General features: G+C 62.9%; 21 protein-coding genes. 6 read left to right on the top strand and 15 right to left on the bottom strand.

The window, feature by feature from the left end; genetic code table 11:
- Window positions 1-108: 108 nt before the first annotated feature.
- From M1D89_RS06520 to M1D89_RS06485, 8 genes are all read right to left on the bottom strand, one after another.
- Window positions 109-1,512, bottom strand: coding sequence for an IniB N-terminal domain-containing protein (locus tag M1D89_RS06520; RefSeq protein ID WP_498649084.1), 1,404 nt, complete (start codon window positions 1,510-1,512; stop codon window positions 109-111).
- Between the two features lie 175 nt (window positions 1,513-1,687).
- Entirely contained in the window at window positions 1,688-3,787 is a 2,100-nt protein-coding gene (locus M1D89_RS06515; protein WP_498649081.1) for a LuxR C-terminal-related transcriptional regulator, read from the bottom strand.
- Window positions 3,788-3,790: 3 nt separating this feature from the next.
- Window positions 3,791-5,893, bottom strand: coding sequence for an Hsp70 family protein (locus M1D89_RS06510; protein ID WP_498649079.1), 2,103 nt, complete (start codon window positions 5,891-5,893; stop codon window positions 3,791-3,793).
- 209 nt (window positions 5,894-6,102) lie between these two features.
- Entirely contained in the window at window positions 6,103-7,170 is a 1,068-nt protein-coding gene (ccsB, locus tag M1D89_RS06505) for a c-type cytochrome biogenesis protein CcsB (RefSeq protein ID WP_091470494.1), read from the bottom strand.
- On the bottom strand, window positions 7,170-8,873 hold the full coding sequence (gene resB, locus M1D89_RS06500; RefSeq protein WP_498649074.1) for a cytochrome c biogenesis protein ResB: 1,704 nt from the start codon (window positions 8,871-8,873) through the stop codon (window positions 7,170-7,172). The genes ccsB and resB overlap by 1 nt, the downstream gene beginning before the upstream one ends.
- Complete coding sequence (locus M1D89_RS06495) at window positions 8,873-9,628, bottom strand: cytochrome c biogenesis CcdA family protein (RefSeq protein ID WP_014922639.1); 756 nt, start codon at window positions 9,626-9,628, stop codon at window positions 8,873-8,875. The genes resB and M1D89_RS06495 overlap by 1 nt, the downstream gene beginning before the upstream one ends.
- 5 nt (window positions 9,629-9,633) lie before the next feature.
- The gene (locus M1D89_RS06490; RefSeq protein WP_091470491.1) at window positions 9,634-10,239 is read right to left on the bottom strand and encodes a TlpA family protein disulfide reductase; all 606 of its coding nucleotides are present in this window, start codon (window positions 10,237-10,239) and stop codon (window positions 9,634-9,636) included.
- A 4-nt stretch (window positions 10,240-10,243) separates the two neighbouring features.
- The gene (locus M1D89_RS06485; RefSeq protein WP_498649070.1) at window positions 10,244-10,909 is read right to left on the bottom strand and encodes a histidine phosphatase family protein; all 666 of its coding nucleotides are present in this window, start codon (window positions 10,907-10,909) and stop codon (window positions 10,244-10,246) included.
- 207 nt (window positions 10,910-11,116) lie between these two features.
- Here M1D89_RS06485 and M1D89_RS06480 point away from each other — a divergent pair, with 207 nt between their 5' ends.
- The 3 genes from M1D89_RS06480 to M1D89_RS06470 all read left to right on the top strand — a co-directional run bounded on the left by M1D89_RS06480 (window position 11,117) and on the right by M1D89_RS06470 (window position 13,576).
- Window positions 11,117-11,668: a YceI family protein gene (locus M1D89_RS06480; RefSeq protein WP_026005548.1), complete on the top strand. Its 552-nt coding sequence runs from the start codon at window positions 11,117-11,119 to the stop codon at window positions 11,666-11,668.
- A gap of 164 nt (window positions 11,669-11,832) precedes the next feature.
- Complete coding sequence (locus tag M1D89_RS06475; protein WP_498649068.1) at window positions 11,833-12,534, top strand: hypothetical protein; 702 nt, start codon at window positions 11,833-11,835, stop codon at window positions 12,532-12,534.
- Window positions 12,535-12,796: 262 nt separating this feature from the next.
- A complete protein-coding gene (locus tag M1D89_RS06470; protein ID WP_498649066.1) occupies window positions 12,797-13,576 on the top strand; it encodes a hypothetical protein in 780 nt (259 codons plus the stop codon).
- A 47-nt stretch (window positions 13,577-13,623) separates the two neighbouring features.
- Here the strand turns inward: M1D89_RS06470 and M1D89_RS06465 are convergent, their stop codons facing one another.
- Entirely contained in the window at window positions 13,624-14,331 is a 708-nt protein-coding gene (locus M1D89_RS06465; RefSeq protein ID WP_498650911.1) for a redox-sensing transcriptional repressor Rex, read from the bottom strand.
- A 76-nt stretch (window positions 14,332-14,407) separates the two neighbouring features.
- Window positions 14,408-14,662: a glutaredoxin family protein gene (locus M1D89_RS06460; RefSeq protein WP_017199157.1), complete on the bottom strand. Its 255-nt coding sequence runs from the start codon at window positions 14,660-14,662 to the stop codon at window positions 14,408-14,410.
- A 168-nt stretch (window positions 14,663-14,830) separates the two neighbouring features.
- Here M1D89_RS06460 and M1D89_RS06455 point away from each other — a divergent pair, with 168 nt between their 5' ends.
- Window positions 14,831-15,691 carry an HAD family hydrolase gene (locus tag M1D89_RS06455; protein WP_498649063.1) on the top strand — a complete coding sequence of 287 codons (861 nt, stop codon included), beginning with the start codon at window positions 14,831-14,833 and terminating at the stop codon, window positions 15,689-15,691.
- 531 nt (window positions 15,692-16,222) lie between these two features.
- Window positions 16,223-16,801 (top strand): endonuclease domain-containing protein, encoded by a 579-nt coding sequence (locus tag M1D89_RS06450; RefSeq protein ID WP_498649062.1) that lies wholly within the window; start codon window positions 16,223-16,225, stop codon window positions 16,799-16,801.
- A gap of 262 nt (window positions 16,802-17,063) precedes the next feature.
- On the opposite strand, the gene M1D89_RS06445 is transcribed toward M1D89_RS06450, so the two are convergent.
- From M1D89_RS06445 to M1D89_RS06430, 4 genes are all read right to left on the bottom strand, one after another.
- A complete protein-coding gene (locus tag M1D89_RS06445; protein WP_003792170.1) occupies window positions 17,064-17,162 on the bottom strand; it encodes a 30S ribosomal protein bS22 in 99 nt (32 codons plus the stop codon).
- Window positions 17,163-17,327: 165 nt separating this feature from the next.
- Window positions 17,328-17,540, bottom strand: coding sequence for a helix-turn-helix domain-containing protein (locus M1D89_RS06440; protein WP_017199160.1), 213 nt, complete (start codon window positions 17,538-17,540; stop codon window positions 17,328-17,330).
- A 163-nt stretch (window positions 17,541-17,703) separates the two neighbouring features.
- Window positions 17,704-18,852 (bottom strand): 3-deoxy-7-phosphoheptulonate synthase, encoded by a 1,149-nt coding sequence (locus tag M1D89_RS06435; protein ID WP_498649059.1) that lies wholly within the window; start codon window positions 18,850-18,852, stop codon window positions 17,704-17,706.
- 220 nt (window positions 18,853-19,072) lie between these two features.
- The gene (locus tag M1D89_RS06430; RefSeq protein WP_498649056.1) at window positions 19,073-20,092 is read right to left on the bottom strand and encodes an acetylxylan esterase; all 1,020 of its coding nucleotides are present in this window, start codon (window positions 20,090-20,092) and stop codon (window positions 19,073-19,075) included.
- A 269-nt stretch (window positions 20,093-20,361) separates the two neighbouring features.
- Here M1D89_RS06430 and M1D89_RS06425 point away from each other — a divergent pair, with 269 nt between their 5' ends.
- Window positions 20,362-22,461 (top strand): DUF6807 family protein, encoded by a 2,100-nt coding sequence (locus M1D89_RS06425; RefSeq protein ID WP_498649054.1) that lies wholly within the window; start codon window positions 20,362-20,364, stop codon window positions 22,459-22,461.
- 88 nt (window positions 22,462-22,549) lie between these two features.
- On the opposite strand, the gene M1D89_RS06420 is transcribed toward M1D89_RS06425, so the two are convergent.
- Window positions 22,550-23,824 (bottom strand): MFS transporter, encoded by a 1,275-nt coding sequence (locus M1D89_RS06420; RefSeq protein WP_498649052.1) that lies wholly within the window; start codon window positions 23,822-23,824, stop codon window positions 22,550-22,552.
- Window positions 23,825-23,831: the final 7 nt, after the last annotated feature.

Below are 23,831 nucleotides of genomic sequence, written 5' to 3'. Positions count from 1 at the left end.
GCCACCGTCTGTCCTTTGTTCTGGCTGCCTCGGCCTTGAGGCCACGAAGTGCCCGGCAGACGTTTGGCGCCTGCCGGGCACTGCTGGGGGTAGTTCTCGCCGCGGTTACTACGAGGCGGGATCGTATTCGCTGGTGTTCTCCACCTCGACGTCCACTTCGTTATCTGCAACTACGAGCGAGTGGTTTGCATCGATATCCGTGTAGTCGACATCGAGCTCGTTGTTGGCGACGACTGTGTTGCCCTCGATGTTCGTGTAATCCACATCGACGTCGCCTACTTCAACCGAGTTGTCCACTGACTTGTCGATCTCCAGCTCGTTGTCCTGGATGACAGTGGAGTCGTAGTTGACCTGGACATCTTCCAGTTCCACGTTGGTGGAGTGATCGTTGGTGTACTCCAGGTCCACCTCGTTGTCCTTGATGATGGTGGAGTTCTCGATGTTCGTGTACTCCACGTCCACGTCACCGACTTCCAGCTCGGTCTCGTTGTTGTAGGAGTCCTTGTTGAAGGAATCCGTGTTGGTGATGGTGGTGTTGTTGGTGGTGTTGGTTGTGTCGTTCGAATGGTCGTCGTTGAAGGAGTCCTTGAACTCCGCATCGATGTCCACGTCAACGTCCGTGTTGTAGGAATCCTTGGTTACGGAGTTATCCGAGTAGTCGTTGCCGATGGAGATGTCGTTATTGCCCCTGGCATCCACAGTGACCGAGTTATCCGTTGAATGGTCGTCAGTGTTGGTGGTCGTGGTCGTGGTTGTGGTGGTCGTGTTGCCCGCGTTGCTGACATCGTCACCTGCAGCGATGGCGCCGTCACCCGACGCAACCACAGAGTCCTGGTTGAAGAGCTGCGTGACATCGCCGTCTGCCCAGATATTCTGGTTCACCGACTGATCGGTGATCGTGTCACGGTCATCGATAGTGGTGGTGTAGGAGTAGTTGTTCACCACGTGGACAAGCTGCTGGACGGCATGTGCGTGGTCATCCCAGTCGCCGCCCCCACCGCCGCCTCCGCCATGGCCACCGTCGTGATCGTCATCGTCGTGGCCGTCCCAGCCACCGCCACCGCCGCCGTGTCCACCATCGTGGTGATCATCGTCGTCATGGCTGCCGCCGCCGCCGCCGTGTCCACCATCGTGGTGATCATCGTCGTCATGGCTGCCGCCGCCGCCGCCGTATCCACCACCGTCGTGATCATCGTCGTCATGGCTGCCGCCGCCACCGCCGCCGTATCCACCACCGTCGTGATCGTCGTCGTGTCCGCCCCAGCTACCGCCCCCACCAGTGGAAGCGTTGTTGCCGCCGGTGTTGTATTCGCGGTCGAACGACGAACGGGCGTTGATGGGTGCGTAGTCGAGCACCACCGGGCGGACGGCGTCGACGTCGGCCGACGAGACATCGCGCAGGCCTGCCGCGGTGAGCGCTGCTTCGGGATCCCGTACGAATTCTTCAGCGGCATCAGGATCGTTGAACAGGCTCATCAGGAACTGCACGAGCTGTTGTGCGAGTGTTGGCATTGGAGTGCTCCCTCAAATTCTGTGATGGATAATGATTGGCCCGGCGCCTTTGCCTGGCTTGCATTCAACGTATTGCCGGGGCTGGTAACCGGGCATCGGGGGTGGTCCCCCTACCACTTCCCTCACCGTTAGGGGATTGCCCGGTTTTCCGTTAGGGGGCGGAGGGGGTTGCCGCTTACGGAGGCGGGTACCCGTCCCCCAATGCCATCCGCAGGCGGACCAGGAGTTCCGAGCGGCTTTCGGCCCCCAGGCGACGTCGCATGCGCGCCACGTGGTGCTCCGCCGTGCGGGGTGAGATGTAGATGGCTTCGCCGATTTCCCGGTAGGTCTTGCCTTCCAGGATGAGCCGAGCAACTTCGCGTTCCCTGGCGCTGAGTCCGGAGGAGTCAGGACTCCCGGGGCCGACCCCGTTGTCCATGACGGGCTGGGCGGGAACAGCAGTGCGGGCATCCTCCTGCCGCTCTGAAGCCCCGGCGGACGGGGCCGAACCTTGGGGGTGAAGGTCCCTGGCGCATGCCAGCAATTTCACCATGTCACGTCGCTCATCCGCATGCGCGGCCGCGTGGCCCGCCAAGCGCGCTCCCTCCCAAGGCATGCCGACGGCGGCCAACCCGCGGGCCGCTGTTTCGACGTCGGACGCTTCAAAGCGGCCGGCCAGGACGGAGACCCAGGCCTTACCGCCGGTCGCGAGCACGGACGCCAGATGGCTATGCTCCGATGCACGCACCAGCGCTGCCGCATGCGGTGCAAGCCCGGCGGGGTCTTCGCTCAGTAAGGCCGCCTGCACTGCCGCCCAGTGCAAAGGCACCGACCACAAGGGCGGGTTGTCCAGCCTCCCCAGCAAGTCCCAGGCACTCTCCAGGTAATGCGCTACTCTCCTGGATTCCCTCAACCGTGCAGCGGTGATCATCAGCTCACCCCAAGACAGAAGGCTGTAAAGGTCCACGGAAATGTGCATCATCGCTTCACGGGCCCTGTCCCAGGCCAGCACGAGCTCATGAACATCGCTGCCCCGCCGGGCCAGGCCTACTTCCAAAGCCGCCAACAAGAACTCATCCCGCGGCGCCAAGGCCCAGTGATTGGCTTTGACGGCCTCATTGATGGCCAAACGGGCGTCGTCGGCGTTGTCCTGCTGCATGGAGGACCACGCGCGCAACAGGAACAGCCGGGGACGGGCTGCATCGCCGCACTGACCTGCAGCCAACGCTGCCCTGAGCACGGTGTCCGCTACCGTCGGCTCCCCGCTGTGGAGGGCGCATAAGGCAGCCAGGGCAGCGGGTGTTTCCGGCAAGGGGATGGAAGTGCCTGCCGCGTTCATCATGTCCGAGGCCCTGATGAGCTCGGTCAGCGCCAATTCCGGTGCTGGCTCCAAGGTCTCCCAGAGCCCCTGCTGAGTCAGGGACGTCGCAACCGCCAGGAGAGTAGGCGAACCGCTCGGAGGAGCAGCTGACAGAAGCTCCTCGGCACCCACCGGATTTCCCGAGCCGATCATGGCCACCGCAGCGAGAGGGGCCGAACCATCGATCCTGTCCGAGCCCAGCCAGCTGTAGGTATCGGCACTTCGGGCAAGCATTCCACGCTGCGCCCAGACGGCGGCGGCCACGTCCACTCCCAGCCGAAGGTCGGGGGCCCCGGGCACCGCCAGAAGCCGGTCCACCATCCTGCCCGCGGAGTCCAGGTCGCCGGTTGCCGCTGTTGCCATGGCACGTCTGGCGGCCTTGGCAACCTCGTCTCCACCGGCCAAGAGGGCTTCGGCGTAAAGTTCGGCGGCCAATCGCGGGTCGGTTTCCAAGGCATCATCCGCAGACCGTTCGAGCTCAGCCACCACACGAGGGTCCTGAAACCCGTTCCTTGCCAGATCCCGGGCCAATTCGCCTAATGCAGGCCCCTCCTGCAGAGTCTTGTCCACCAGCTCCCTTTGCAGCGCCCGGATACGGGCAGCAGGGGTTTCCTTGAGCAGGGCGTACCGTGCAGTACCCACCACAGTCCCATCCGCCAAAAGCAAGCCGGTGTCCTTGGCAGCGGCAATGATCGAGTCCAAGCCACCAGGGTGGCCCATGCCGTCACGCAGTCTGTCAGGGAGGGGCGAGGGAAGGGAGAAGCCCACGGACAGTGACAGAAGCAGCTCGCGGACAGCGGCAGTCCCGCCTGTCAGCGTGGGGGCCGTATCTGCGCCGAGGGTGTCATCTGCGCCCAAGGAGTCGGTAGCGTGCTTGAGGGGGTGATCGTCTGCCCCGGGCCGAAAGTACCCGGGCTTATGGTCATGTCCCGTCATGGGTTAGACCGCCGAGAGCAGCGCTGGATCCGAAGTAGGGCTGGTTTCCGTTGGTAAAGGATCAGGGACGGCCGGCGGGGTGGTCTCCTGCGGCACTACAGGTGCTGGAGATGCCGGCGGGTCTTGTACCACCGTGGGCTCGGGCTGCGGCACCGTTGGTTCCGGTTCCGGTACCGGCGACGGCGGTGGCGGCGGTGGGGTCACCGGATCCGAAGGAGTGCTGGGCGGTGTTGTTGGTTCGACTACCGGCGGAGTTGTCGGGTCGGTCGTCACCGGAGGTGGTGTTGTGGTTGCCGGAGGAGGCGTCGGTCCGCTCGCGGCACCCCCTGTGGGATCAGGTTCAGCGGTGGTTGGCGGCGTAGTAGCCGGAGGGGGAGCCTGAGTGCCGGGAGCCTGAGTGCCCGGAGTGGAAGTTCCCGGGGCAGCAGGCGTGGTGGTACCTGCCGTCCCGCCGGCTGCTGTACCGGAGGAGGTGCCGGCGGCACCCGTCCCTGCCGTGTTGCCCGAACCATTGGCCGCGCTGCCTGTGCCCGCGTTAGTTGCACCCGGGTTCGTTGCATTTTGCCGGGCCGGAGCCCGTCCGTTGGACCCAGCCCTCGTGACCCCGGCCTTGGCGCTCGCTTCGAGTCCAGCCGCCGGTCCCCCGATGATGGGGGTGGAACCCGCAGGACCGTCAGCCCCGGAGGCTTGCGCCCCGGAAGCCTGCACACCGCCGTCGCGCATGACATCGGCCGCCTGGTTTCCAAAGACTGTGGCCAGCAGTCCGGTGCCTTCGGGGCTCTGTGCCGCTGTGGCGGTGGCGATGGTCAGTGCCGTTGCGGCCGCGGCGGCTGCCGCCGCCATCCGAACGCGGGGCCTCGGGGCATGCCGACCAGGCTTGACCGACGATGCTTGAAGGTGGCTGAAGACCGGAGCCCGGCTCGGTGCGTGCGGCCTCCCCAGCGAAGCGTCCGCACTTTTTTGCCCAGCAACTGATTCCACGGCTGAAGCGGCTAGGGCGGCCGCAACCGCATCCACTGCACCGGCCCCACTGGAGCGCAGCCCAGCCACGGCAGCACCAAGGCAGATGGATGACTTGGGATCGGCGTCTACGGCGATCGGACGGTCCAGTTCCACGGAAATCAGCTCTGCCACGAGTGGAATCCGGGACGATCCCCCGATGAGCAGCACCGCGCTCAGGTCCTGGGCTTCAAGGTTGATACTCCGCAGGCTTCGTTCAAGGGCGTCTACCGTGTCCCTGACAGGGGCCTCGATCATCGCCTCGAATTCGGAACGGACCAACCGCACTGACAGCTGGGTGCCGGGCAGGGAGACGGCCACGCTGGCTTCGCTGTCCAAGGAAAGTGCTTCCTTGGCTTCCCGGCACTCCCGCCTCAACCGTGAGAGGGCCGCCAAAGTCTCGGGAGAGCTCGCATCCAAAGCCGCGCCCTCGCCAAGGTGACCCATCACGTGTCGCAGGACGGCGGCGTCGAAGTCGGCGCCGCCAAGGGTCTCAATACCATCGGGACGGCCCAATAGTTCAAAGTTGCCGGCGCTGGCTTTGCGCAGCACAGCGGTGTCGAAAGTGCCGCCGCCGAGGTCGTATACCGCGATGATGCTGCCGTCTTCCACACGGGTTTGGGAGGCGTAGTGCAGGGCTGCGGCTTCCGGCTCGCTGATTAAGGTGATGTCCACCAGGCCAGCCACGTTGAGCGCTGCGAGGACCAGCTGCTTACGGTGCTGCCCCCATGCGGCGGGGTGCGTCATGATGATCGACGACGGCGCGCTGCCCTCGCGCTCTTGGGCCCGGTCCACCACCCACCGGGCCATGGCGGCGTATACGTCCTCGGGGGCGAGCCAGCTCTCTCCCACAGCCAGGGGAACCGAGTCACCTATCCTGCGTTTGAATTCCCTCACCATGCGCTGGGGGTCGTCCAGTCCGCGGCGTTCGGCTGCCTCGCCGATCAAAACCCGGCCGTCGTCTGCATAGAACAACACCGAAGGCACGGCGCTGCCATGCAGTCCCAACGGGAGGATCTCGGGTGCTGGAGTTGGGCTTTGGTGGGGCTTTACAAGGGCTGCTGCGGTGAAACTGGTCCCGACGTCAATGGCGAGAACATAGTTCATGGTTACCTCGAAAAGAACACGGCACGACGCTAGCGGGCTGCATCACAAGCGGGTTCTGAACAAGTTAGCACCTGCCCCGGACGGGCAAAAGGCTTAGTGGCTACACCAAGTTGTCATGGTTGCTACACCGAATTGTCATTTTCCAAGACCGTCCTCCGCATAGTTGAGCAAAGCCCCTGCTCAGGCGGCGAACGCGGTAGTGCCGCGGCTTACAGCCCGGAGTAGGAATGCAGGCCGTTGAAAACCGTATTCACGAGTGTGAAGTTGATGATGACGCAGGCGTAGCCAACGATCGACAACCACGCTGCACGTGTTCCGGTCCAACCACGCGTGGCCCGCGCGTGCAGGTAGCCCGCGTAGACCACCCAGATCACGAAGGTCCATACTTCCTTGGGGTCCCAGCCCCAGAAGCGTCCCCAGGCCTTTTCAGCCCAGATCGCACCAAACATGAGGGTGAAAGTCCAGCCGATGAACGCGATGGCATTGATGCGGTAGGAGAGATTCTCCAAGCTCAGCGCGTTGGGAACCAGACGCATGAAGCCCAGGTTGTCCGCGCGACCTGCAGCAAGATTCTTCTGGCGGTACGACTGCAGCAACTGCAGCACAGACATCGCGAACGTCAGTGTGAACAAGGCCGACGACAGGACCGCGATGGAAACGTGGATGATCAGCCAGTAGCTCTGCAGCGCCGGAACCAGGTGCCCCACCGGGGTCCAGAAAGCAGCCGAAGCCGCTACCAGCATGATGATTGCCAGGCCGATTACAAAGGTGCCCAGGAAGCGCAGATCCCTGCGGATGAGGACCACCAGGAAGACAGCTACGGCCACAAAGGCACCCGTGGTGAGGAACTCGTACATGTTTCCCCACGGCACGCGGCCTGCGCCAAATGCGCGGGTAACCACGCCGGCGCCGTGGATGAGTACGCCCAACACCGTCAGCGCTACGGCCACGCGGGCGGGCGCGCGGCGTTCGCCCGCGTACTTCATGTCGCCAGCGGCGGTTCCGCCCTCAACGGTGAGGCCCGACGTCGGACGCTCGGCGCGGCCCGCCGGCCCACCGGCGTCGGGACCTCCCAAGCCTGCAGCGACGCGGCCTGCAGAAACCGTGACCTTCTCGCCGGCGGTGCTGGCCGCAGCCTTCAGGTCCACGGCGCGGAGCATCTTGCTGCTCTTCGCCAAGTCCCAGGCAAAGGCGATGAACGCCACGGTGTACGTGCCGGCGGCCAACAGCATGAACAGCTCGCTGTACTGGCCCAGGGTTTCGTTGATGACGGGCATTACTGGTCCTTCGAGGTTGAGGAGGATCCTGCAGTTGTTGTAGCCGTGTCCGGCGTCTCCGGGATGTTCCATTCCCGGGCAAAGATTTCGCGGAGGGCCGCGGCTTCGCCGGCCAAGCGGTGGTCTTCACCGCGTGCCAGCAGGCCGTACTCCACCATGGTGCGGCCGTCTGCGTGGGTTCCGGTGCGGACCCAGACGCGGCGGCGGTTGATGTACAGCGACATGACCAGGCCAGCGACTGCGAGGAAGCCGAAGATCAGCGCATAGAGCTGGCCGGGGTTGTGGTGGATGTCCACACCGATGTACTTCTTGACGCCATCGAACGTGATGCTGCCTTTGCCTTCGGGCAGGTTGACTGTGGCTCCCGGGCTCAGGGTGATACCGCCGGCGGGGAGGTCGCGGCCGTTGAGCTGTTGGAGGTCCTTGACGTCCAGCTCGAACACGTTCTGGGGCACACCCTTGTCCAGGCCCAGGTCACCGTAGAACGAGTTCAGGCTCAGCTGCGGGTTGATGAGTTCCGGGGCGCCGCTGAAGGAAATGCCGTCCTCCGTGACGAACGCCGTGGGCAGGAAGAAGCCTACAAAGCCCAACTGTTCCGGCTTGGCGTCCGGGACCTTGATGACCACGGAGGAGTAGTAGTTGTCGCCTTGGACCTTGGCCGTTACGGGACCTTGGAAAGCGACGTTGCCCTCACCGTCCCGCACCGTGATCAGGGGTGCGTAGCCATTTCCGGTGAGGTAAAGGCTCGTATTTCCGAGGGAAACGGGGTCGTTGACCTTCAGGGTTTCCTTCTTGCCCGGCGCGTCCGGACTTTCCTTGGTGGTCACTTCGGCCGTGTAGTCGATGGGCTGGCCCGCCTTGCCGGGCGATTCGCGGTCGAACCTGGCCTCGAACTTATCCAGTTGCATCGAGTACGGCTGCAGCGAACTGCTCTGGAAGTTAGTGCCCGGCGTGAATTGGTCGTAGCCCACCAGGGTGTTGACGAAGGTATCGCCTTCCACCAAGATCCGCTGACCGCTGTACCCGTAAAGCCCACCAATGGCCACCGACACCAGTACCCCGATCAGGGAGGTGTGGAACACCAGGTTGCCCACTTCCTTCATGAAGCCGCGCTCGGCACCCAAGGACGGCAGGGCGCCGTCGACATCCCTGACCTCAACGCGGTAGCCACGCTTCTTCAACAGCCCGGCGGCATCGTTGATGGCTTTCGACGCCGGGATCCCGGCGTCGGCAGGCACAGCCAAGGTGCCGTACTCCGGCAGGCGCGAAAGGCGCTTGGGGGTGCGCGGCGGCTGCGACTTCATGGCCTTGTAGTGGGCAATGGCGCGCGGAGTGACGCAGCCGATCAGGGAGATGAACAGCAGGATGTAGATGGCCGAGAACCAAGCCGACGAGTAGACGTCGTAGAGCTGCAGGGCGTCGAGAAGCTCGCCGTAGGAAGGGTTGTCCTTGATGTACTGCGTGACCACTGACGGATTCGCGGGCCGCTGGGGGAACAGGGAACCCGGCACAGCGCCAACGGCAAGCAGGAGCAGCAGGAAAAGGGCCGTGCGCATGCTGGTCAGCTGGGTCCAGGACCACCGGAGCATGCCCTTGAAACCAAGCGCGGGCAGGGCTGCCTCGGACTTGGCCTGCTGGAGTTTTCCTTCCGCTGTGTTTTCAGCGGCTGGTGACTTCTTCTTGGCTTTCACGGACTCGCTCATCAGATTGGCAACTTCACGTCGTTTTGGAACCAGTACTGCAACTCGGTCACCCAGGTTCCCCACACACCGGTGGCCATCAGGATGCCGAGCAAAATCAGGATGCCTCCGCCGATCCGCTGGATGGCCAGCCGGTGCTTGCGGAAGAAGGACATGACTCCCATGCCCCGACGCACGGCCAGGGCAATCAGGAGGAACGGAATGCCAAGGCCAAGGCTGTAAACGAATGCCAGGAGGGCTCCCTTGGCCGCCGATGAACCACCGGACAGGCTCAGCAACTGTACCGCGGAGTACGTCGGACCAATACAGGGCGCCCAGCCCAGCCCGAACGTGAGTCCCAGCAACGGTGCGCCCCAGAGGCCCGCCGGAGGTTTGGCATGGATCTTCGCGTCACGCTGCAGCCAGCCGAAGCCGCCCATGAACACCACGCCCATGATGATCACCAGGATGCCCAACAGTTGGGTGATCCAAGCGTTTTGGGGGCCGGTCAGCAACGTACCCAACTGCCCGAAGGCACCGCCCAGGAGAACAAAAATCACGGAGAACCCGAGGACAAACAAGCCAATACCGGCCAGCATGCGGCCGCGCCTTTGCTTCTGGAGGTCGACGCCGGTCAGGCCCGTGACGTAGCCAAGGTAACCGGGGACCAGCGGCAGCACACAGGGAGAAAGGAACGAGACCAGCCCGGCCAGCAGTGCCACTGGCACAGCCAGCAGCAGTGATCCGTTGAGGATCGTCTCGGCGAAGGGACTGTTCATGGGTGCTACTCGGCCACTGCGGAGGTGATGAGGGCTTTCAGGGTGCTCTTCTCGATCTCGCCGAGGACGCGTGAGGCAACCTTGCCTTCCTTGTCCAGGACCAGGGTTGTGGGTACTGCACCAGGAGGCACAATGCCGGACACGGACAGCAGCACTGCCCCATCCTTGTCATTGAAGCTCGGGTAGGTGATGTTGAAGGTCTTGTCGAAGGCCTCGGCGGTGGCTTGTTCGTCGCGCAGGTTGACGCCGAAGAACTGGACACCCTGATCCTTGAAGTCCAAGTGCAGGGCCTCAAGCTGGGGGGCTTCGATGCGGCAAGGAGCACAGGCGGCAAACCAGAAGTTCAGGACGGTGACTTTGCCCAGGAGATCCTCCGGCTTTACCGTCTGTCCGTTAAAGAGAGTGCCTTTGAGCGCGACGGGTGCGGCACGGTCTGCCTTGGCGAACTCCGTCACCGAACCATCACCTGCCACGTAGTTCTTGTTGTCGCCGGCCTTAGCTTGCTTGGCAAGGGAGTCTTCCTGGGCACATGCGGACAGGCCCATGGTCAGTCCTGCGAGGAGGACACCACCGGCGGTCAGCACGCCGCGGCGCGAAAGATTGTTGTCCATGCTTCTACGCTCCCGGGGTGCTCGCCGCGCCGGGAAGCAGGACGGCAGCGGGCTCGGTGTATTCAACTCGTACGATCTTGCCGTCGTCATCGAGTGTCAGGGATGTCAGCGACGTCAGGGTGCACTCGCGCTTACGAGGATCGTGGGCCAACCGGCGGCCCTCGGCAGTCAACCTGGTGGACCAGATTGGAAGTTGGTGGCTGACCAGAATGGCTTCCGCGCCGTCGCCGCCCAATTCGACTGCCTTCACCCGCGCGTCCTCGACCGCGGCCAAGACTCGGGCTGCTTGTTCCTTGTAGGGCTCGCCCCATGAAGGGCGCAACGGATTCCGGAAGTAGATCCAGTGTTTGGGCTTCAGGAACTCGCTCTTAGTGGGGTGGAGTCCCTCGAAGTGGTTCTCTGCTTCGATAATGCGCGGCTCGGTGGTGATCTCCAGGTTCAGTGCCTCGGCCGTGGGCATAGCTGTTTCCTGGGCGCGCGTGAGCGGCGAGGCTACCAAATGCACGATCTTGGCACCCTGGCTGACGCGGGCAGCGAAGTGGTCCGCCAGCATCCGGGCCATCTCCCGGCCACGTTCGGAGAGGTGGAATTCCGGCAGCCGGCCATAGAGGACGGCGTCGGGATTATGGACCTCGCCATGGCGAAGCAGATGGACAGTTGCTTGGGGCATGTTTACCAGTTTCTCAAAGAAGCGGGGCGATCCGAAATCTTCTACCGCTAGTAGAACTCAAAGTTTTCCCGAAATGTTCCATGGAGTTGGAATAAAAGATGCATATGCATGTTTATACTGGGTACGAAGCTCGGTTGACGCTTCAAGCAATGAGCTCGACCAGGCAAGCAAGCAGTACCTACCACTCGATATAGGAGCAACACCATGATGACTCTCCCCGCTTCCGTCACCACCGGCACCTGGACCCTCGACGCTTCCCACAGCGAGATCGGCTTCACCGTCCGGCACGCAGGCATCAGCAAGGTCCGCGGCCAGTTCAAGGATGCTGCTGCCACCCTGGAAGTTGGCGAAACGCTGACCGACTCCAAGGTCACCGCCACCATCCAGACCGCCAGCTTCGACTCCGGAGACGTGAACCGCGACGGCCACGTCAAGGGCGAAGACTTCTTCGATGTTGAGAAGTTCCCGGAAATCACCTTCGTGTCCCGCCACGTCAAGGCCAACGGCAACAGCTTCGACCTCGTGGGCGATCTCACAATCAAGGGCGTGACCAAGGAAGTTTCCATCGAGACCGAATTCAACGGTGTGGCCGTGGATCCGTTCGGCAACACCCGCGCCGGCGTTTCCGGCGAAACCACGATCAGCCGCAAGGACTTCGGCCTCACCTGGAACGCCGTCCTCGAAGCCGGTGGCGTCCTGGTCAGCGACAAGGTAGTCATCAACCTCGAGCTCGCCTTCATCGCACCGGCCGCCGCGTAGCCCCCGCAACACCAAACGGCGCCCTGCACAGTTCACGCTGTGCGGGGCGCCGTTTCGCGTAGAGGGAAGTCACCCCGCAATTGTTCGGCAAACAGCCTGTATTTAGCTGCGAGTTGGCTCCGAATTTCCTATGCATCCCTCAACCTGCGGTCTAAAGTGATGCCATGAGTACCCCAGACGAAACACCACAGCCACAGCAGCCCGGCTCCCAGCCTCCGCAGCCCGGCAATGTTCCTCCTGCGGGTCACCAGCCTCCGCAGGGCTACCAACCGCCCCAGGGTTACCAACCCCCGCAGGGTTACCAGCCGCCGTCGCAACCGGGCCAATACTCACAGCCCGGACAAAGCCAGCCTGCCCCCGGACAGTCAGGTTTCCACTTCGAAATGCCCACTGACGGACCGCGCAATTTCAACGACGTCATGCCTCAAGGCGGCTTCTCGGGAATGTTCAAAACCCAGGGCCTGCCGACGGAGTTGAAAGTTTCCTACTTCATTTGGGTGATCTCCGGACTCCTGGGCCTGCTGTTTGGCCTCATCGCTTTCTTTGCCGTCATCGCTGCGTTCGCGTTTGCTCCGGGATTCGCCGCCATCGCACTGATCCTCCTCCTGCTCACTTTGGCGGTCGCCGCCGCCCAAGTGATCCTCGCCATGAAGATGAAGGAAGGCAAGGAGTGGGCACGCCTCGCCTTGACCATCCTGGCCGGCGTTTCCTTGCTCCTGGCCATCTTCGGAGCGGCAAGTGGGGGCGGTTCAGGGATGGGCCTGGGCGGCAACTGGTTCGGTTTCCTGGTGAGCGCAGTTGCCGTTGTATTGATGTGGCTGCCCAATTCGCAGCTCTGGTTCAAGACTGTGAAGGGCCACGCTTAGCACTGACTCAACTGCCGTCGTCGTACGATATCGGCGGTAGGGCAAGACTGAAGGCCGCGGTCAGATCCTCTCGGATCCCGCGGCCTTCATCATGAAGGCGTAAGCCGTGATGATGATTTTTCCTGTGAGCTTGAAATACCTGCGTGTGATCATCTGCAGTGTCGGACGCTGGAGGTACGGTGGTACCAGAACCACGCTGGGGGCAGGGTCATTTTGCTGATCCCGGCGGCCGCACCAGCAGTCGAACAAGCAAAGGAATGCCATGAGCAACCCTCCGTACCCGCCCTCAAATCCGGGCGACGACAACAAACCCGAGCAGCACGGCTCCCAGCCATCCTCGCCGCAACCTCCGGCACCCCAGTACGGACAGCCCGCCGCGCCTCAATACGGGCAGCAGTCCCCCGCCGCGCCTCAGTATGGTCAACCTGCTGCGCCTCAGTACGGACAGCAATCACCCGCCGCACCCCAGTACGGTCAGCAGGCCTCCCCGTATGGCCAGGCTCCCGGAGCTCCCCAGTATGGCCAGGGCAACAACTGGCCCAGCCAGCAGCCCGGCCCCACAACTATCCCTCCGATGGTCAACTACGCGTTCTGGATGATCATTGCGGCAGGCATCCTGTCTGCCATCAGCTCGCTTCTCTTGGCCACCACCGGAGCCGATGCCTTCATCAATGTGATGAACCAGCAGGCCGCACAACAGGGAACTGAGTTCCCTGCCGAATCCATTGAGGGGATGCGCGGCGCTATCGCAGTGGGCGCCATCGTCGGTGCCATCTTCTCATTGGGGCTCTACGCGCTGGTCGCCTTCCCCGTCCGGAAAGGCAAGAACTGGGCCAGGATCCTTGGCACCGTGTTCGCTGCCATCTCTGTTCTGGGCCTCACCGGCCTGTTCCAGTTCGGCGCAACCTACGGCATCATGCAGCTCATCGTGATCCTGCTGGGCGTTGCCGCGATCGTCATGCTGTACCTGCCGGCGTCGGCTCCGTACTTCCGTAAGGCCCAGCCTTTCGGAAACCCGTACCAGAACCCCTACGGTCGCTAAACCCTCACGCTTCCAAGTATTAAACGCGGGCGCGGACCCGGCGAAGGCTAAACAGCCTGGCCCGGAGTCTGCGCCCGTTGTGCATGGTAGGCCAGGATCTGGAGCTCGGTTGCCATATCCACCTTGCGAAGGTTGACGTGCGGGGGAACCTGCAGGAGCACCGGGGCGAAGCTCAGGATGCTCCGTATGCCGGCAGCAATGACGCGGTCGCACACAGCCTGGGCCACGGTTGCAGGTAGCGCAAGCACCACCATGTTGGTATGGGTGCGTTCCAGCACGCGCTCCAGCTCGGCCGAATCACTCACCCGCAACCAGCCCACCTCGTTGCCGATCACCATGGGATCGGCGTCAAAGATGGCCACAACGTCGAAGCCCCGGGACTCGAAGCCGCCATACCGTGCAAGGGCTTTGCCGAGGTTACCGGCGCCCACAATCGCGACCTTCCAGTCGTGGGTCAGGCCAAGTGCAGCGGCTATGTGCCGGCTCAAGTACTGGACCTCATAGCCAACACCCCGGGTCCCGTAAGAGCCCACGTAGGAGAGGTCTTTGCGGAGCGTAGATGAACTGACGCCCGATGCCTCTGCCAAGGCTTCCGAGGAAACGCGTTCCACGCCTTCGGCCAAAAGAGAGTTGAGCGCGCGCAAATAGAGAGTCATCCGGGCCACAGCCGCGGGCGGGATCTGCTTGGTGGCAGGTTCGTTGTCCCCGGTTGGTGCGTCCGGGGACGGTTCCAGCGCAGTCACGGTATTCTCCATTGCGTCGCTTTGTTGTTCCACTCTATGACCCTCGGCGGGACTCAACAAAAGCCATTACCTGCGGGTAACCCCACCCTCAGCCTTCCAGGACTTTCTTCAGTGTGCGGGTGAGCCGTTCCTCGTCGATCTTCCAAAAATCCCGCTGAATACCATCCACCAGCACCACAGGAATCTCCTCTGCGAAGCGCTCCTGGAGTTGGGGGTCGCCGTCGATCTTCTGCTCAGTCCACTGCACGCCGAGGCTTTTCGTCACACGCTCGACGGCGGCACGCGCTTCCGTGCAGAGGTGGCAGTCAGCTTTGGTAAGGAGTACGACGTCGGGAATAGCCATGTCTCAAAGGTAACCGCCCCGACGCTCTCTCACATCCCACCCCCTTCCCACCAACCATCTCTCACATCCCACCCCCTTCCCACCAACCATCTCTCACGTCCCACCCCCTTCGGTGACACCTTCGTGCGTCCTCAACCCCGGCGCCCGCCGATTGACTAGACTCAAGGCATGCCCGAGGAGAAGAACGCCGCCGTGGTCGCAGATGCCTTGGTGCAAAACACCGCGCAGAAGGACGCGGCGCAACAGGATCTCACGCGGAAGCACGCTGGCGAAGCCGCTTTCTTCGACGTCGACAATACGTTGATGAAGGGTGCAAGCCTCTTCCACGTGGCGCGCAAAATGTACGAACGCAAAGCGTTCACTCTTTCCCAGGCCGCCGGTTTCGCTTGGAAGCAGTTCAAGTTCGTCATGCGCGGCGAAAACATGGAGGACGTCCACTCTGTACGCGACTCCGCGCTGACCCTTGCTGCCGGCATCACCGTAGACGACATCAAGGCGTTGGGCGAAGAGGTCTATGACGAGATGATCGAGTCGCGGATCTGGCCGGGCACCAAGGCGCTGGCAGAACAGCACCTTCGGGTCGGCCGGAAGGTGTGGCTCGTGACTGCTACGCCCATTGAGGTGGCCACTGTCATTTCCACGCGACTCGGTCTGACCGGGGCCTTGGGCACCGTCGGAGAGGTGGACGAAGGCGTCTACACGGGGAAGTTGGTTGGCGACATCCTCCACGGACCTGCAAAGGCTATCGCTGTCCAACTCGTTGCCGATCGCGACGGATTGGATCTGGACCATTGCTGGGCCTACAGCGACTCCGCAAACGACATTCCTTTGCTCACCATGGTGGGTCACCCCGTGGTGATCAACCCCGATGCGAAGCTTCGGCGGCACGCTCGTGAGAACAATTGGCCCGTTTACGATTTCCGCTCCGGACGCCGCGCGGCAACGCTTGGCCTCAAAGCCGCGACCGTCGGCGGAGCCGTGTATGGCTTGTGGCGCGGATTCTCAAAGTTCCGCGGCCCCCGCATCTAACGCTCTCTCACATCCCTCGGGCTTGAACCCAACCTTCTCTCACATACCTCGGGCTTGAACCCAACCTTCTCTCACATCCCTCGAGCACCTTGACTAGCCTGTGGATAACTTCCGACGGCTCAAGGGTTTCTGGGCAAGAATGCCGGTATGCAGAATGCCGCACCGCTTCCTCCCCGACTGACCGCTGCACCCTTCACTCTCGACGAGGCCGAGACTGAGGGACTTAAGCGGTCCCACTTATGGAATCGCGCCAAAATCGACGGGGTTAGCCGTGGTCTTTATCGGCCTTCCGATTGGGATTTCGAGCTGTCCGCGGCTGCAAGATCACTGTCAGCTGCAACTCCCGGGGCATGGATCTCCCATGTAACCGCCGCCCGGCTACATGAGACATTTCTCCCGCCCTGGTTATCAGATTCCAACGAATTGCACCTCAGCAAGCCCAGGCACCTGCCGTCAGTTCGGCGCAAAGGAGTGATCGGACACACGGTAGTAGCCTCCGAGGATGAGATTGAGTATGTCCAAGGCATCTGGATGAGCACGCGTTCGCGGACCTGGTTGGATCTCGCACGACGCCTGCCGGTTCCCGACCTCGTCTGCATGGGCGACCAACTCATTCGCACTCCCAGGCCGGAGTTCGAAGAACGCGAGACCGCCCTCACTACACTTGAAGCCCTTCGCAAATTGGTGGACAGACACAAGAATCTGCAGGGCGTAGTTCGGGCAAGAGAAGCACTCGACCTCATGCGAGTGGGCGCCGATTCCGCACCTGAGTCGCTGCTCCGCTTGGCGATGCTGGACGCAGGAATTCCTGAACCGGAACTGCAGGTGCAGCTCCGACAGAATGATCCGTTCTCCCCGTCCGCGGACCTGGGCTTTCGTGTTCGGCGAGTAGCGCTACAGTACGACGGCGGTCATCACCTCGAGCGGGAACAAATATTCAGCGATCGGCGGCGCGACAAAGCATTTGAAGCAGCAGGCTGGACGGTCCTCAAGTTTGGCAAGAATGACTTGGCGGACAACTTTTCGTCGGCTACGCAGAAGATCAAAAGCGCTCTGCGATCGGCGTGGCAGGATCCCGCGGTCAGTGCGGGCTTTTCACGAGGGACGTGAGCGAGCATCCACACCAAACCCGAGGGACATGAGCGAGCATCCACACCAAACCCGAGGGACGTGAGCGAGCATCCACACCAAACCCGAGGGACATGAGCGAGCATCCACACCAAACCCGAGGGACATGAGCGAGCATCCCCACCAAACCCGAGGGACATGAGCGAGCATCCACACCAAACCCGAGGGACGTGAGCGAGCGTCCGGATGCAAAAATGCCCGCCACCTCGAGAGGTAACGGGCATTCACGCTTGATGAAGTATCTCTACTTCTTATTGCGGCGCTGGTGGCGAGTCTTGCGAAGCAGCTTGCGGTGCTTCTTCTTGGCCATACGCTTGCGGCGCTTCTTAATAACTGAACCCACGAAAGTTCCTTACAAACTAGAAGTTCCTGTCTGTTGGAACAGATCCGCGGAAGCAGACAAGTACAACTGACAGATTCTTACATTGACGTAAAACGTTCCTTAACAGAGTACCGCTTCAAAGGGGCACCCCATGACCACGGTCCGCGGGACGGACCCCGGTAGGCCTCAGGCGGTCTCGGATTGACCGTCCACCACGGCACCTTTGAGGTACTGGGCAACAGCCTCTTCAGGAACCCGGAAGGAACGGCCGAACCTTACGGCGGGCATTTCCCCTGAGTGGACCAGGCGATACACGGTCATTTTGGAAACACGCAGGACGTCGGCCACTTCGGCCACCGTCATGAAACGCGCATTCGAGAAGTTAGTCTCCGCGGACATTTCCCATATTCCTTTGCTCTCAGACAGTAGGACACCCCCAGTGGAACGGTGTGCCGATGCTGAGCCATCAAACAACCATGTGCTAGATACTCTAGAGGCTGATGGTGCCAATGTGAAAGAGCCTCCAGTAACTTGGGGACAACCTCACCCGCGGCTGCGGGATCTACGCCGCAACCACCGCACGACGCTTCCGTGCCGACGCTGCGAGCTGCTCCAAGACCGAAGCCGTAACATCCCATTCCATGCAGGCATCCGTGACGCTCTGTCCGTAAACAAGCTCCTGCTCCCCCGCGAGCTGCTTGGCCACATCCAAGTTCTGCGCCCCTCCCACGAGGAAGCTCTCCAGCATGACGCCTGCAATTGGTGAGGTCTCCCCCGCTTCGAGCTGGGCACCGATTTCCAAGGCAACTTCCGCCTGACGGTGATGGCTCTTGCCGCTGTTGGCGTGGCTGGCATCCACGATCAAGCGCGGGTTCAGCCCTTTCGCTGCAAGCTTGGATGACGCAGCTGCCACATCGGCAGCGGAGTAGTTGGGTCCCTTGCGGCCGCCGCGGAGGATCACATGGGTGTCCGGGTTTCCTGAGGTGGCCACGAGAGCCGCGCGGCCGTCGTCGTCGATTCCCAGGAAGGCCTGCTCAGCGGCAGAGGCACCGCAAGCGTCAATGGCAACCTGCAGATCGCCGTCGGTTCCATTCTTGAAGCCGATGGGCATGGACAGCCCGGACGCGAGCTGGCGATGGATCTGGCTCTCGGTGGTGCGCGCGCCGATCGCGCCCCAGGAGACGAGGTCTGCCATGTACTGCGGGCTGATGGGCTCCAGGAATTCGGTAGCAGTGGGCAGGCCCAACGCGGTGACCTGCTTCAGGAATCCCCTGGCCGCCAGCAATCCGGCGGCGATGTCATGGCTGCCATCCAGGTGGGGATCGTTGATGAGGCCCTTCCAACCAACGGTGGTGCGCGGCTTTTCGAAGTAGGTCCGCATGACGATCAGCAGGTCCTCTTTGTGTTTCTCGGCCTGGCTGACCAACCGGCGGGCGTATTCGAGGCCGGCTTTGGGATCGTGGATGGAGCACGGGCCGACGATCACCAGGAGGCGATCGTCCACGCCGTCCAAAATGGCGCGGACCTGGTCGCGGCCACGGTCGACGACGGCAGCTGAGCGGCCGTCCAGCGGCAACTCGGCGATGAGGTCCTGCGGGGCCGGAAGCGGCTCGAATCGGGCAACCCGCAGGTTGGAGGTAGCGGGCTGGGCGGCGGCTCCGGATTCAGCGGAGTCTAGCGATTCGGGGGATTCTGCGGCGATGCTGGTCATTTCTGGGTCCTGTTCCGGGATGCGGAGCGGGCCCCTTTTCAGAACCCGCCGGATATGGCGAAGGGCAGAGAATAATCTCTGCCCTGTTGGCTCTGAAGGAAAGTTGGATGCGTGTCAGTTAGACGCGGGCCCCTCCAGAGCCAACGAAAAATACGCATACCAACGCTTAGTCATAGCCACACCATAACCGCGGTTCTTCACAGCAGGCAAATCGAGTCCATCAAGATGACAGGAGTTTGCGCAGGAACTGCAGCTGCTTGATCCAGTGGTGTTCCTGCCCGCCTTCGTGGTTGTTGAAGCGGTACACCTCCATGTCCTTTTCAGGCGCACTCCCGTGTCCGCGAGAGCCAGTGCCGTAGTTGTTGAAGCTCGCGAACACTGTTGACGGAGGGCAGATATCGTCCATTTGCGCAGCGGAGAACAGCGCAGGAACCGTGGCCGCGCGGCCCAGGTGGACGCCGTCGAAGTAGTTTAAGACCGCCAACATGGGCTCATACTTTTCGCGGTGCCGGCCCAGGAATCCTGCGATCTCGGGGTACGGGCCACGGGGCGTGATGTCGATCGCGCGAGGGAAGTCCTGCAGGAACGGGACGTCCGGCAGCGCGGCGATAACGCCGTCGAGCCTTCCAGCCGTCAGCCCGGCAGCAGCAACAGTGAGGCCGCCACCCTGGCTAACGCCGGTCAGCACAACCTTGGAAGGGTCGACGGCGGGATGGTTCTGTGCCGCTTCTACCGCGCGGAAAGCGTCCACGTAGACCCGTCGGAAGTAGTAGTTGTCCTGGTGATCGGCGCCTCGGGTCATAAGGCCTGCGTAGTTCACGCCACCGGCAGAGGGGTGCGGATCCGGGGTGTCTCCGGAAACGCCACCGTACCCCTGTCCGCGGGTGTCCATGATGAAGTGCGCGTAGCCTGCCTGCGCCCACCGGGTGTTCTGGTTGACCAGTCCCCTGCCACCGGAGTAGCCGATGTACTCCACAACCACGGGAAGTTGCTCCCCCGGCTCGAGTTGCGCAGGTAAGTGCAGCCAGCCCTTGATGCGGTCTCCCCCGAAACCGGAGAAGGTGACATCGAAGGTGTTGATCACGCTGAGGTAGTTGTCCACTGGCTCAAACACCGCATCCAGCGCGAGCGCGCAGGCATCTCCGATGGTGCGGTCCCAGAATTCCTCGAAGTCGCTTGGGGCCTGTGCAGCGGAGGTGTAGTCGCGGAGCTGATCAAGGGGAAGGTCAAAGAGGGGCATGGTCCATTCCGGTTCAGGTGGGTCTGACTGGGCTGATTCAGGCTGGGCTGCGGGTTGTTGCGCCCACTAGAGGACATCCTACGTCATCTCGAACCAACACTTTGCGCCAGCTTGAATCGTTACATTTTTGGGGCGATCGAGCTAAGCTGGACAAAGTCGATCGCGGGAAAGCGCTTGCTGAGGTGTAGCCTAATCCCGCCCGAACACTTTTGTGAAGACCCAGACGACGGCGTCACGCGCCATCGTTGCCGCGCCAGCCTAGGAGAGCCATGGACACCCAGTCCGCCAGCAGTCCAACACCCTTCGCGACTGCCGCTGCCACCGGTACCACCCCTGCCCGGATCGCCCTCGTGGGGGTTCACGGCTTCGGCACACACCACTTGCGCAACCTCGAACGGCTCAGCAGCCAAGACAAAGTGGACCTCGTCGCCGTGGCCGACCCGAATCCCCCGGCACCCGGAGACCTGCCCGCGACCACAGCCGTCCACGCGAACCTGGACGAGCTGTTGGCCGGCGAGCATCGTCCGGATGTCATCATCGTGGCAACCCCCATTCAGACCCATGCTCCGTTAGCCCTATCTGCGCTCGCCGCCAAGGCAGATCTGTATTTGGAGAAGCCCCCGGTTGCCTCAATGAGCGACTTCCTCCGCCTCCAGGAAGCGGCGGAGCAGGCTGGCCGAAGTGTCCAAATCGGTTTCCAAAGCCTCGGATCCCACGCCCTCGCAGCCTTGGAAAAGTTGGCGGGCGGTGAAGCCACGGAAGAGCTGCCAAGCATCGGCAACCTGAAGGGGCTTTCTGCTACCGGCCGTTGGGTCCGGGATCGCGCCTACTACAAGCGCTCCCGCTGGGCAGGCAAACGCAGCCTCGACGGCGTGGATGTGGTGGATGGCGTCGCCACCAACCCTTTGGCCCATGCAATCGCCACGGCGCTCCGCATCGCCGGAGCACGGGCAGCGAAAGACCTCGCGACAGTGGAAACGGATCTCTACCGCGCGAACGCTATCGAAGCGGACGACACTTCAGTGATCCGCTTGCGCACCATCAACGGTTTGCCCATCACGTGCGCCCTCACCCTCTGCGCCACAGAATCCGTGGAACCCTACGTCACACTCCACGGAACAGAAGGTACAGCGGTCTTCCACTACACAGAAGACCGTGTAACCGTCCGCACTGAAGCAGGCGAAACCTCCCACACGTTCGGACGGGACGACCTCACGGAGAACCTTCTCCAGCACCTGTCCGAGGGCACGCCGCTGTTGAGCCCTCTCGATCACAGCGGCGCTTTCATGCGCGTTTTGGAAGCTATCCGCACAGCCGAGGCACCCGCGTTGATTCCCGGAGAATGCGTCGAATGGGTAGGAACGGGCGAGCAAGCCCATGCGGTGATCCCGAACATCGAGGACATCCTGGAACGCGCCACCCGAGCCCACGCCACCTTCTCCGAACTGGGGCTTCCTTGGGCGCGGCCGATCACCGCAGGCGCCGAGGCACTCTTCTCTCCCCCCGCCGAGGCCGGCCCGACCGATGCCACCGCCGCCTATGCCGGTCCGACCGACGACCACGCGACTCCCACCGCAGTCCTCCGCTCAGGAAGCAACCTCGAGCCCGAGCTCTCCCCGCGGCCCTACTTGCACCCGGTGACCACACCAGCCGGCATCGTGCTCACGGACCACCTGCCCTCAGACCACGTGTGGCACCTGGGTGCGGGCTTCGCACTGCAAGACGTCAACGGGAGCAACTTCTGGGGCGGTCGCAGCTACCGCAGGACGGCCGGAAAGTACCTGGATTTGAAGGACCACGGCAGGATCGAGACCGTGAATGTCTCCCGGGAAAGAGACGCCACCACGCTGGACCTCAACTGGCTCGCATCCGACGGCAGCCTCGTCCTGAACGAGCGGCGCTCCCTGAGCCGCACTCTCTTGAATGCGCGCACATGGCGACTCGGGATCCAGACCCGGCTCACCGCCGTCGTGGACGTTTCCCTGGGCAGCCCCGGCTCCCACGGCGCTGCCGGCAGCGGCTACGGCGGCTTCTTCTGGCGCCTTCCTGCCAATGCTTCCTCGCGCGTCTTCTCCTCCACAGCCGAGGGCGAGCCGTCAGTCCACGGTTCCGTGGCGCCGTGGCTGGCTTGGACGGGAGAGTTCGACGGCGGCCCTGCCACCTTGGTGTTTGGCGCACCTTCCGAATCGGCGGACCCCTGGTTCGTGCGGTGCAGCGACTACCCGGCGGTCGGTTCTGCACTGGCGTGGGATGCTGCGGTGGAACTGGCGGCAGGCGACTGCCTCACCCGCACGAACACTGTGTGGATCAGCGACGGAATCCTGGAAGTGGCGGAGATCGAGGCTTTGGTGGGCCGCGCCGGAAGGTAGGCTCGCGCCCTTGTCCGCGCTCCTCACCGATCAACTGCGGGGACGGCGGACAAGGGCGGGATCCGTGGCGGGCTCGTACGAAAGCAGGCTAGACGCGGCGGCCCACCGAATAGCGCCAGAGCAGGAAGCCAATCACCGCCGCGGACACCATGCCCAGCGCTCCCGTGACCACAAGCCCTGTCCGGACGCCGAAGTCCTCCGTGAGCCACCCGGCCAGCAAGCCACCCAAGGCATGACCGCCCAGCAAGAGCGGGAAGTACAGCGCCAGGACCCTGCCGCGCACGCTGGCCCCCGCCTCAAGCTGCACTGCGGTGGCTGCACTCGTGAGGAACACCAGGGTCATGAAGCCCACAACTATGAGCATCACCACGAAGCACTCTTGCGTGGGCATCAACGCAGCGAGGGCTTGCGTTAGCCCGAAGAGCCCGGCGCTGGCAACGATCCCCTTCCGGCCAAAGCGCTTGATCCGTGTTGCCACCAACGCCCCGGCTAGAGCTCCCAAAGCGCTGACGGTGTTAAAGAGCCCAAAGCCGGCCGGTCCGCTATGCCACACTCCGTCCGCGAACGCTGCGAGGACTACGGGCCCGTTCATGCCGAAGGCACCCAACAAACCCGCGAGCAGCATGGTCAACAGCAGGGGTGGGCGTGCTCGGACGAAGCGGAAACCGGCGAGGATCTGTCCTTTCCGGGCGGTGGGATCAGGCGCTTCCAGAGGATGGTGCAGCTCCCCCGGCCTGATGGACGCGATCATGACCAGGACCGATACGCCAATCAAGGCGTTGGCGGCGAAGGCCGCCGCCGGACCCGCTTGGGCAATGACCACCCCTGCCAGTGCCGGGCCGGCCATTGCTCCCATCTGGCCGATCGCACTGTTCAATCCGATGGCTGCGGGCAGTCCTTCGTCGCCCACCACTTCATTGACGAACACCTGCCTGGCAGGTCCGTCGATTGCGCTGGTGATGCCCAACGCAATACAGGATGCGTAGACCACCCAGACGTCAGTGCCTCCCAGGGCGTTCCAGACGGCAAGCCCGGCAGCCAGCAACGCGGCGACGGACTGGCAGACCAGGAGGATGCGCCGTTTGGGGAAAAGGTCCACCAGCACGCCGCTGATGGGACCCACTACCAGCATGGGCAGGAACTGCAGCGCAACGGCGAGGCCTACTGCAGCCGGACTGCCCGTGAGCTGCAGCACCAGCCAGTCCTGGGCGAGCCGCTGCATCCAGACGCCGCCGCTGCCTACCAGAGAGAGGGTGACGAAGATCCGGTAGTTGTGGTGCCTTAGGGGGTAGTGCCAGCTTTCCGTGGAGCGGGCACGGGGCGTGGTTGATTTGGGGCGCAGTGGGAACGGGCGCGGCGACACGGAGTGT

The sequence above is a fragment of the Arthrobacter sp. D3-18 genome (assembly GCF_054408525.1).
The sequence above is the reverse complement of the archived record's forward strand: the minus strand, read 5'-3'. Positions and strand labels throughout refer to the sequence as shown.

Excerpts from the sequence above, each read along its gene's own strand:
- M1D89_RS06520 (WP_498649084.1), bottom strand. The coding sequence starts at position 1,512 with ATGCCAACACTCGCACAACAGCTCGTGCAGTTCCTGATGAGCCTGTTC.
- M1D89_RS06515 (WP_498649081.1), bottom strand. The coding sequence starts at position 3,787 with ATGACGGGACATGACCATAAGCCCGGGTACTTTCGGCCCGGGGCAGAC.
- M1D89_RS06510 (WP_498649079.1), bottom strand. The coding sequence starts at position 5,893 with ATGAACTATGTTCTCGCCATTGACGTCGGGACCAGTTTCACCGCAGCA.
- ccsB (WP_091470494.1), bottom strand. The coding sequence starts at position 7,170 with ATGCCCGTCATCAACGAAACCCTGGGCCAGTACAGCGAGCTGTTCATG.
- resB (WP_498649074.1), bottom strand. The coding sequence starts at position 8,873 with ATGAGCGAGTCCGTGAAAGCCAAGAAGAAGTCACCAGCCGCTGAAAAC.
- M1D89_RS06495 (WP_014922639.1), bottom strand. The coding sequence starts at position 9,628 with ATGAACAGTCCCTTCGCCGAGACGATCCTCAACGGATCACTGCTGCTG.
- M1D89_RS06490 (WP_091470491.1), bottom strand. The coding sequence starts at position 10,239 with ATGGACAACAATCTTTCGCGCCGCGGCGTGCTGACCGCCGGTGGTGTC.
- M1D89_RS06485 (WP_498649070.1), bottom strand. The coding sequence starts at position 10,909 with ATGCCCCAAGCAACTGTCCATCTGCTTCGCCATGGCGAGGTCCATAAT.
- M1D89_RS06480 (WP_026005548.1), top strand. The coding sequence starts at position 11,117 with ATGACTCTCCCCGCTTCCGTCACCACCGGCACCTGGACCCTCGACGCT.
- M1D89_RS06475 (WP_498649068.1), top strand. The coding sequence starts at position 11,833 with ATGAGTACCCCAGACGAAACACCACAGCCACAGCAGCCCGGCTCCCAG.
- M1D89_RS06470 (WP_498649066.1), top strand. The coding sequence starts at position 12,797 with ATGAGCAACCCTCCGTACCCGCCCTCAAATCCGGGCGACGACAACAAA.
- M1D89_RS06465 (WP_498650911.1), bottom strand. The coding sequence starts at position 14,331 with ATGGAGAATACCGTGACTGCGCTGGAACCGTCCCCGGACGCACCAACC.
- M1D89_RS06460 (WP_017199157.1), bottom strand. The coding sequence starts at position 14,662 with ATGGCTATTCCCGACGTCGTACTCCTTACCAAAGCTGACTGCCACCTC.
- M1D89_RS06455 (WP_498649063.1), top strand. The coding sequence starts at position 14,831 with ATGCCCGAGGAGAAGAACGCCGCCGTGGTCGCAGATGCCTTGGTGCAA.
- M1D89_RS06450 (WP_498649062.1), top strand. The coding sequence starts at position 16,223 with ATGAGCACGCGTTCGCGGACCTGGTTGGATCTCGCACGACGCCTGCCG.
- M1D89_RS06440 (WP_017199160.1), bottom strand. The coding sequence starts at position 17,540 with ATGTCCGCGGAGACTAACTTCTCGAATGCGCGTTTCATGACGGTGGCC.
- M1D89_RS06435 (WP_498649059.1), bottom strand. The coding sequence starts at position 18,852 with ATGACCAGCATCGCCGCAGAATCCCCCGAATCGCTAGACTCCGCTGAA.
- M1D89_RS06430 (WP_498649056.1), bottom strand. The coding sequence starts at position 20,092 with ATGCCCCTCTTTGACCTTCCCCTTGATCAGCTCCGCGACTACACCTCC.
- M1D89_RS06425 (WP_498649054.1), top strand. The coding sequence starts at position 20,362 with ATGGACACCCAGTCCGCCAGCAGTCCAACACCCTTCGCGACTGCCGCT.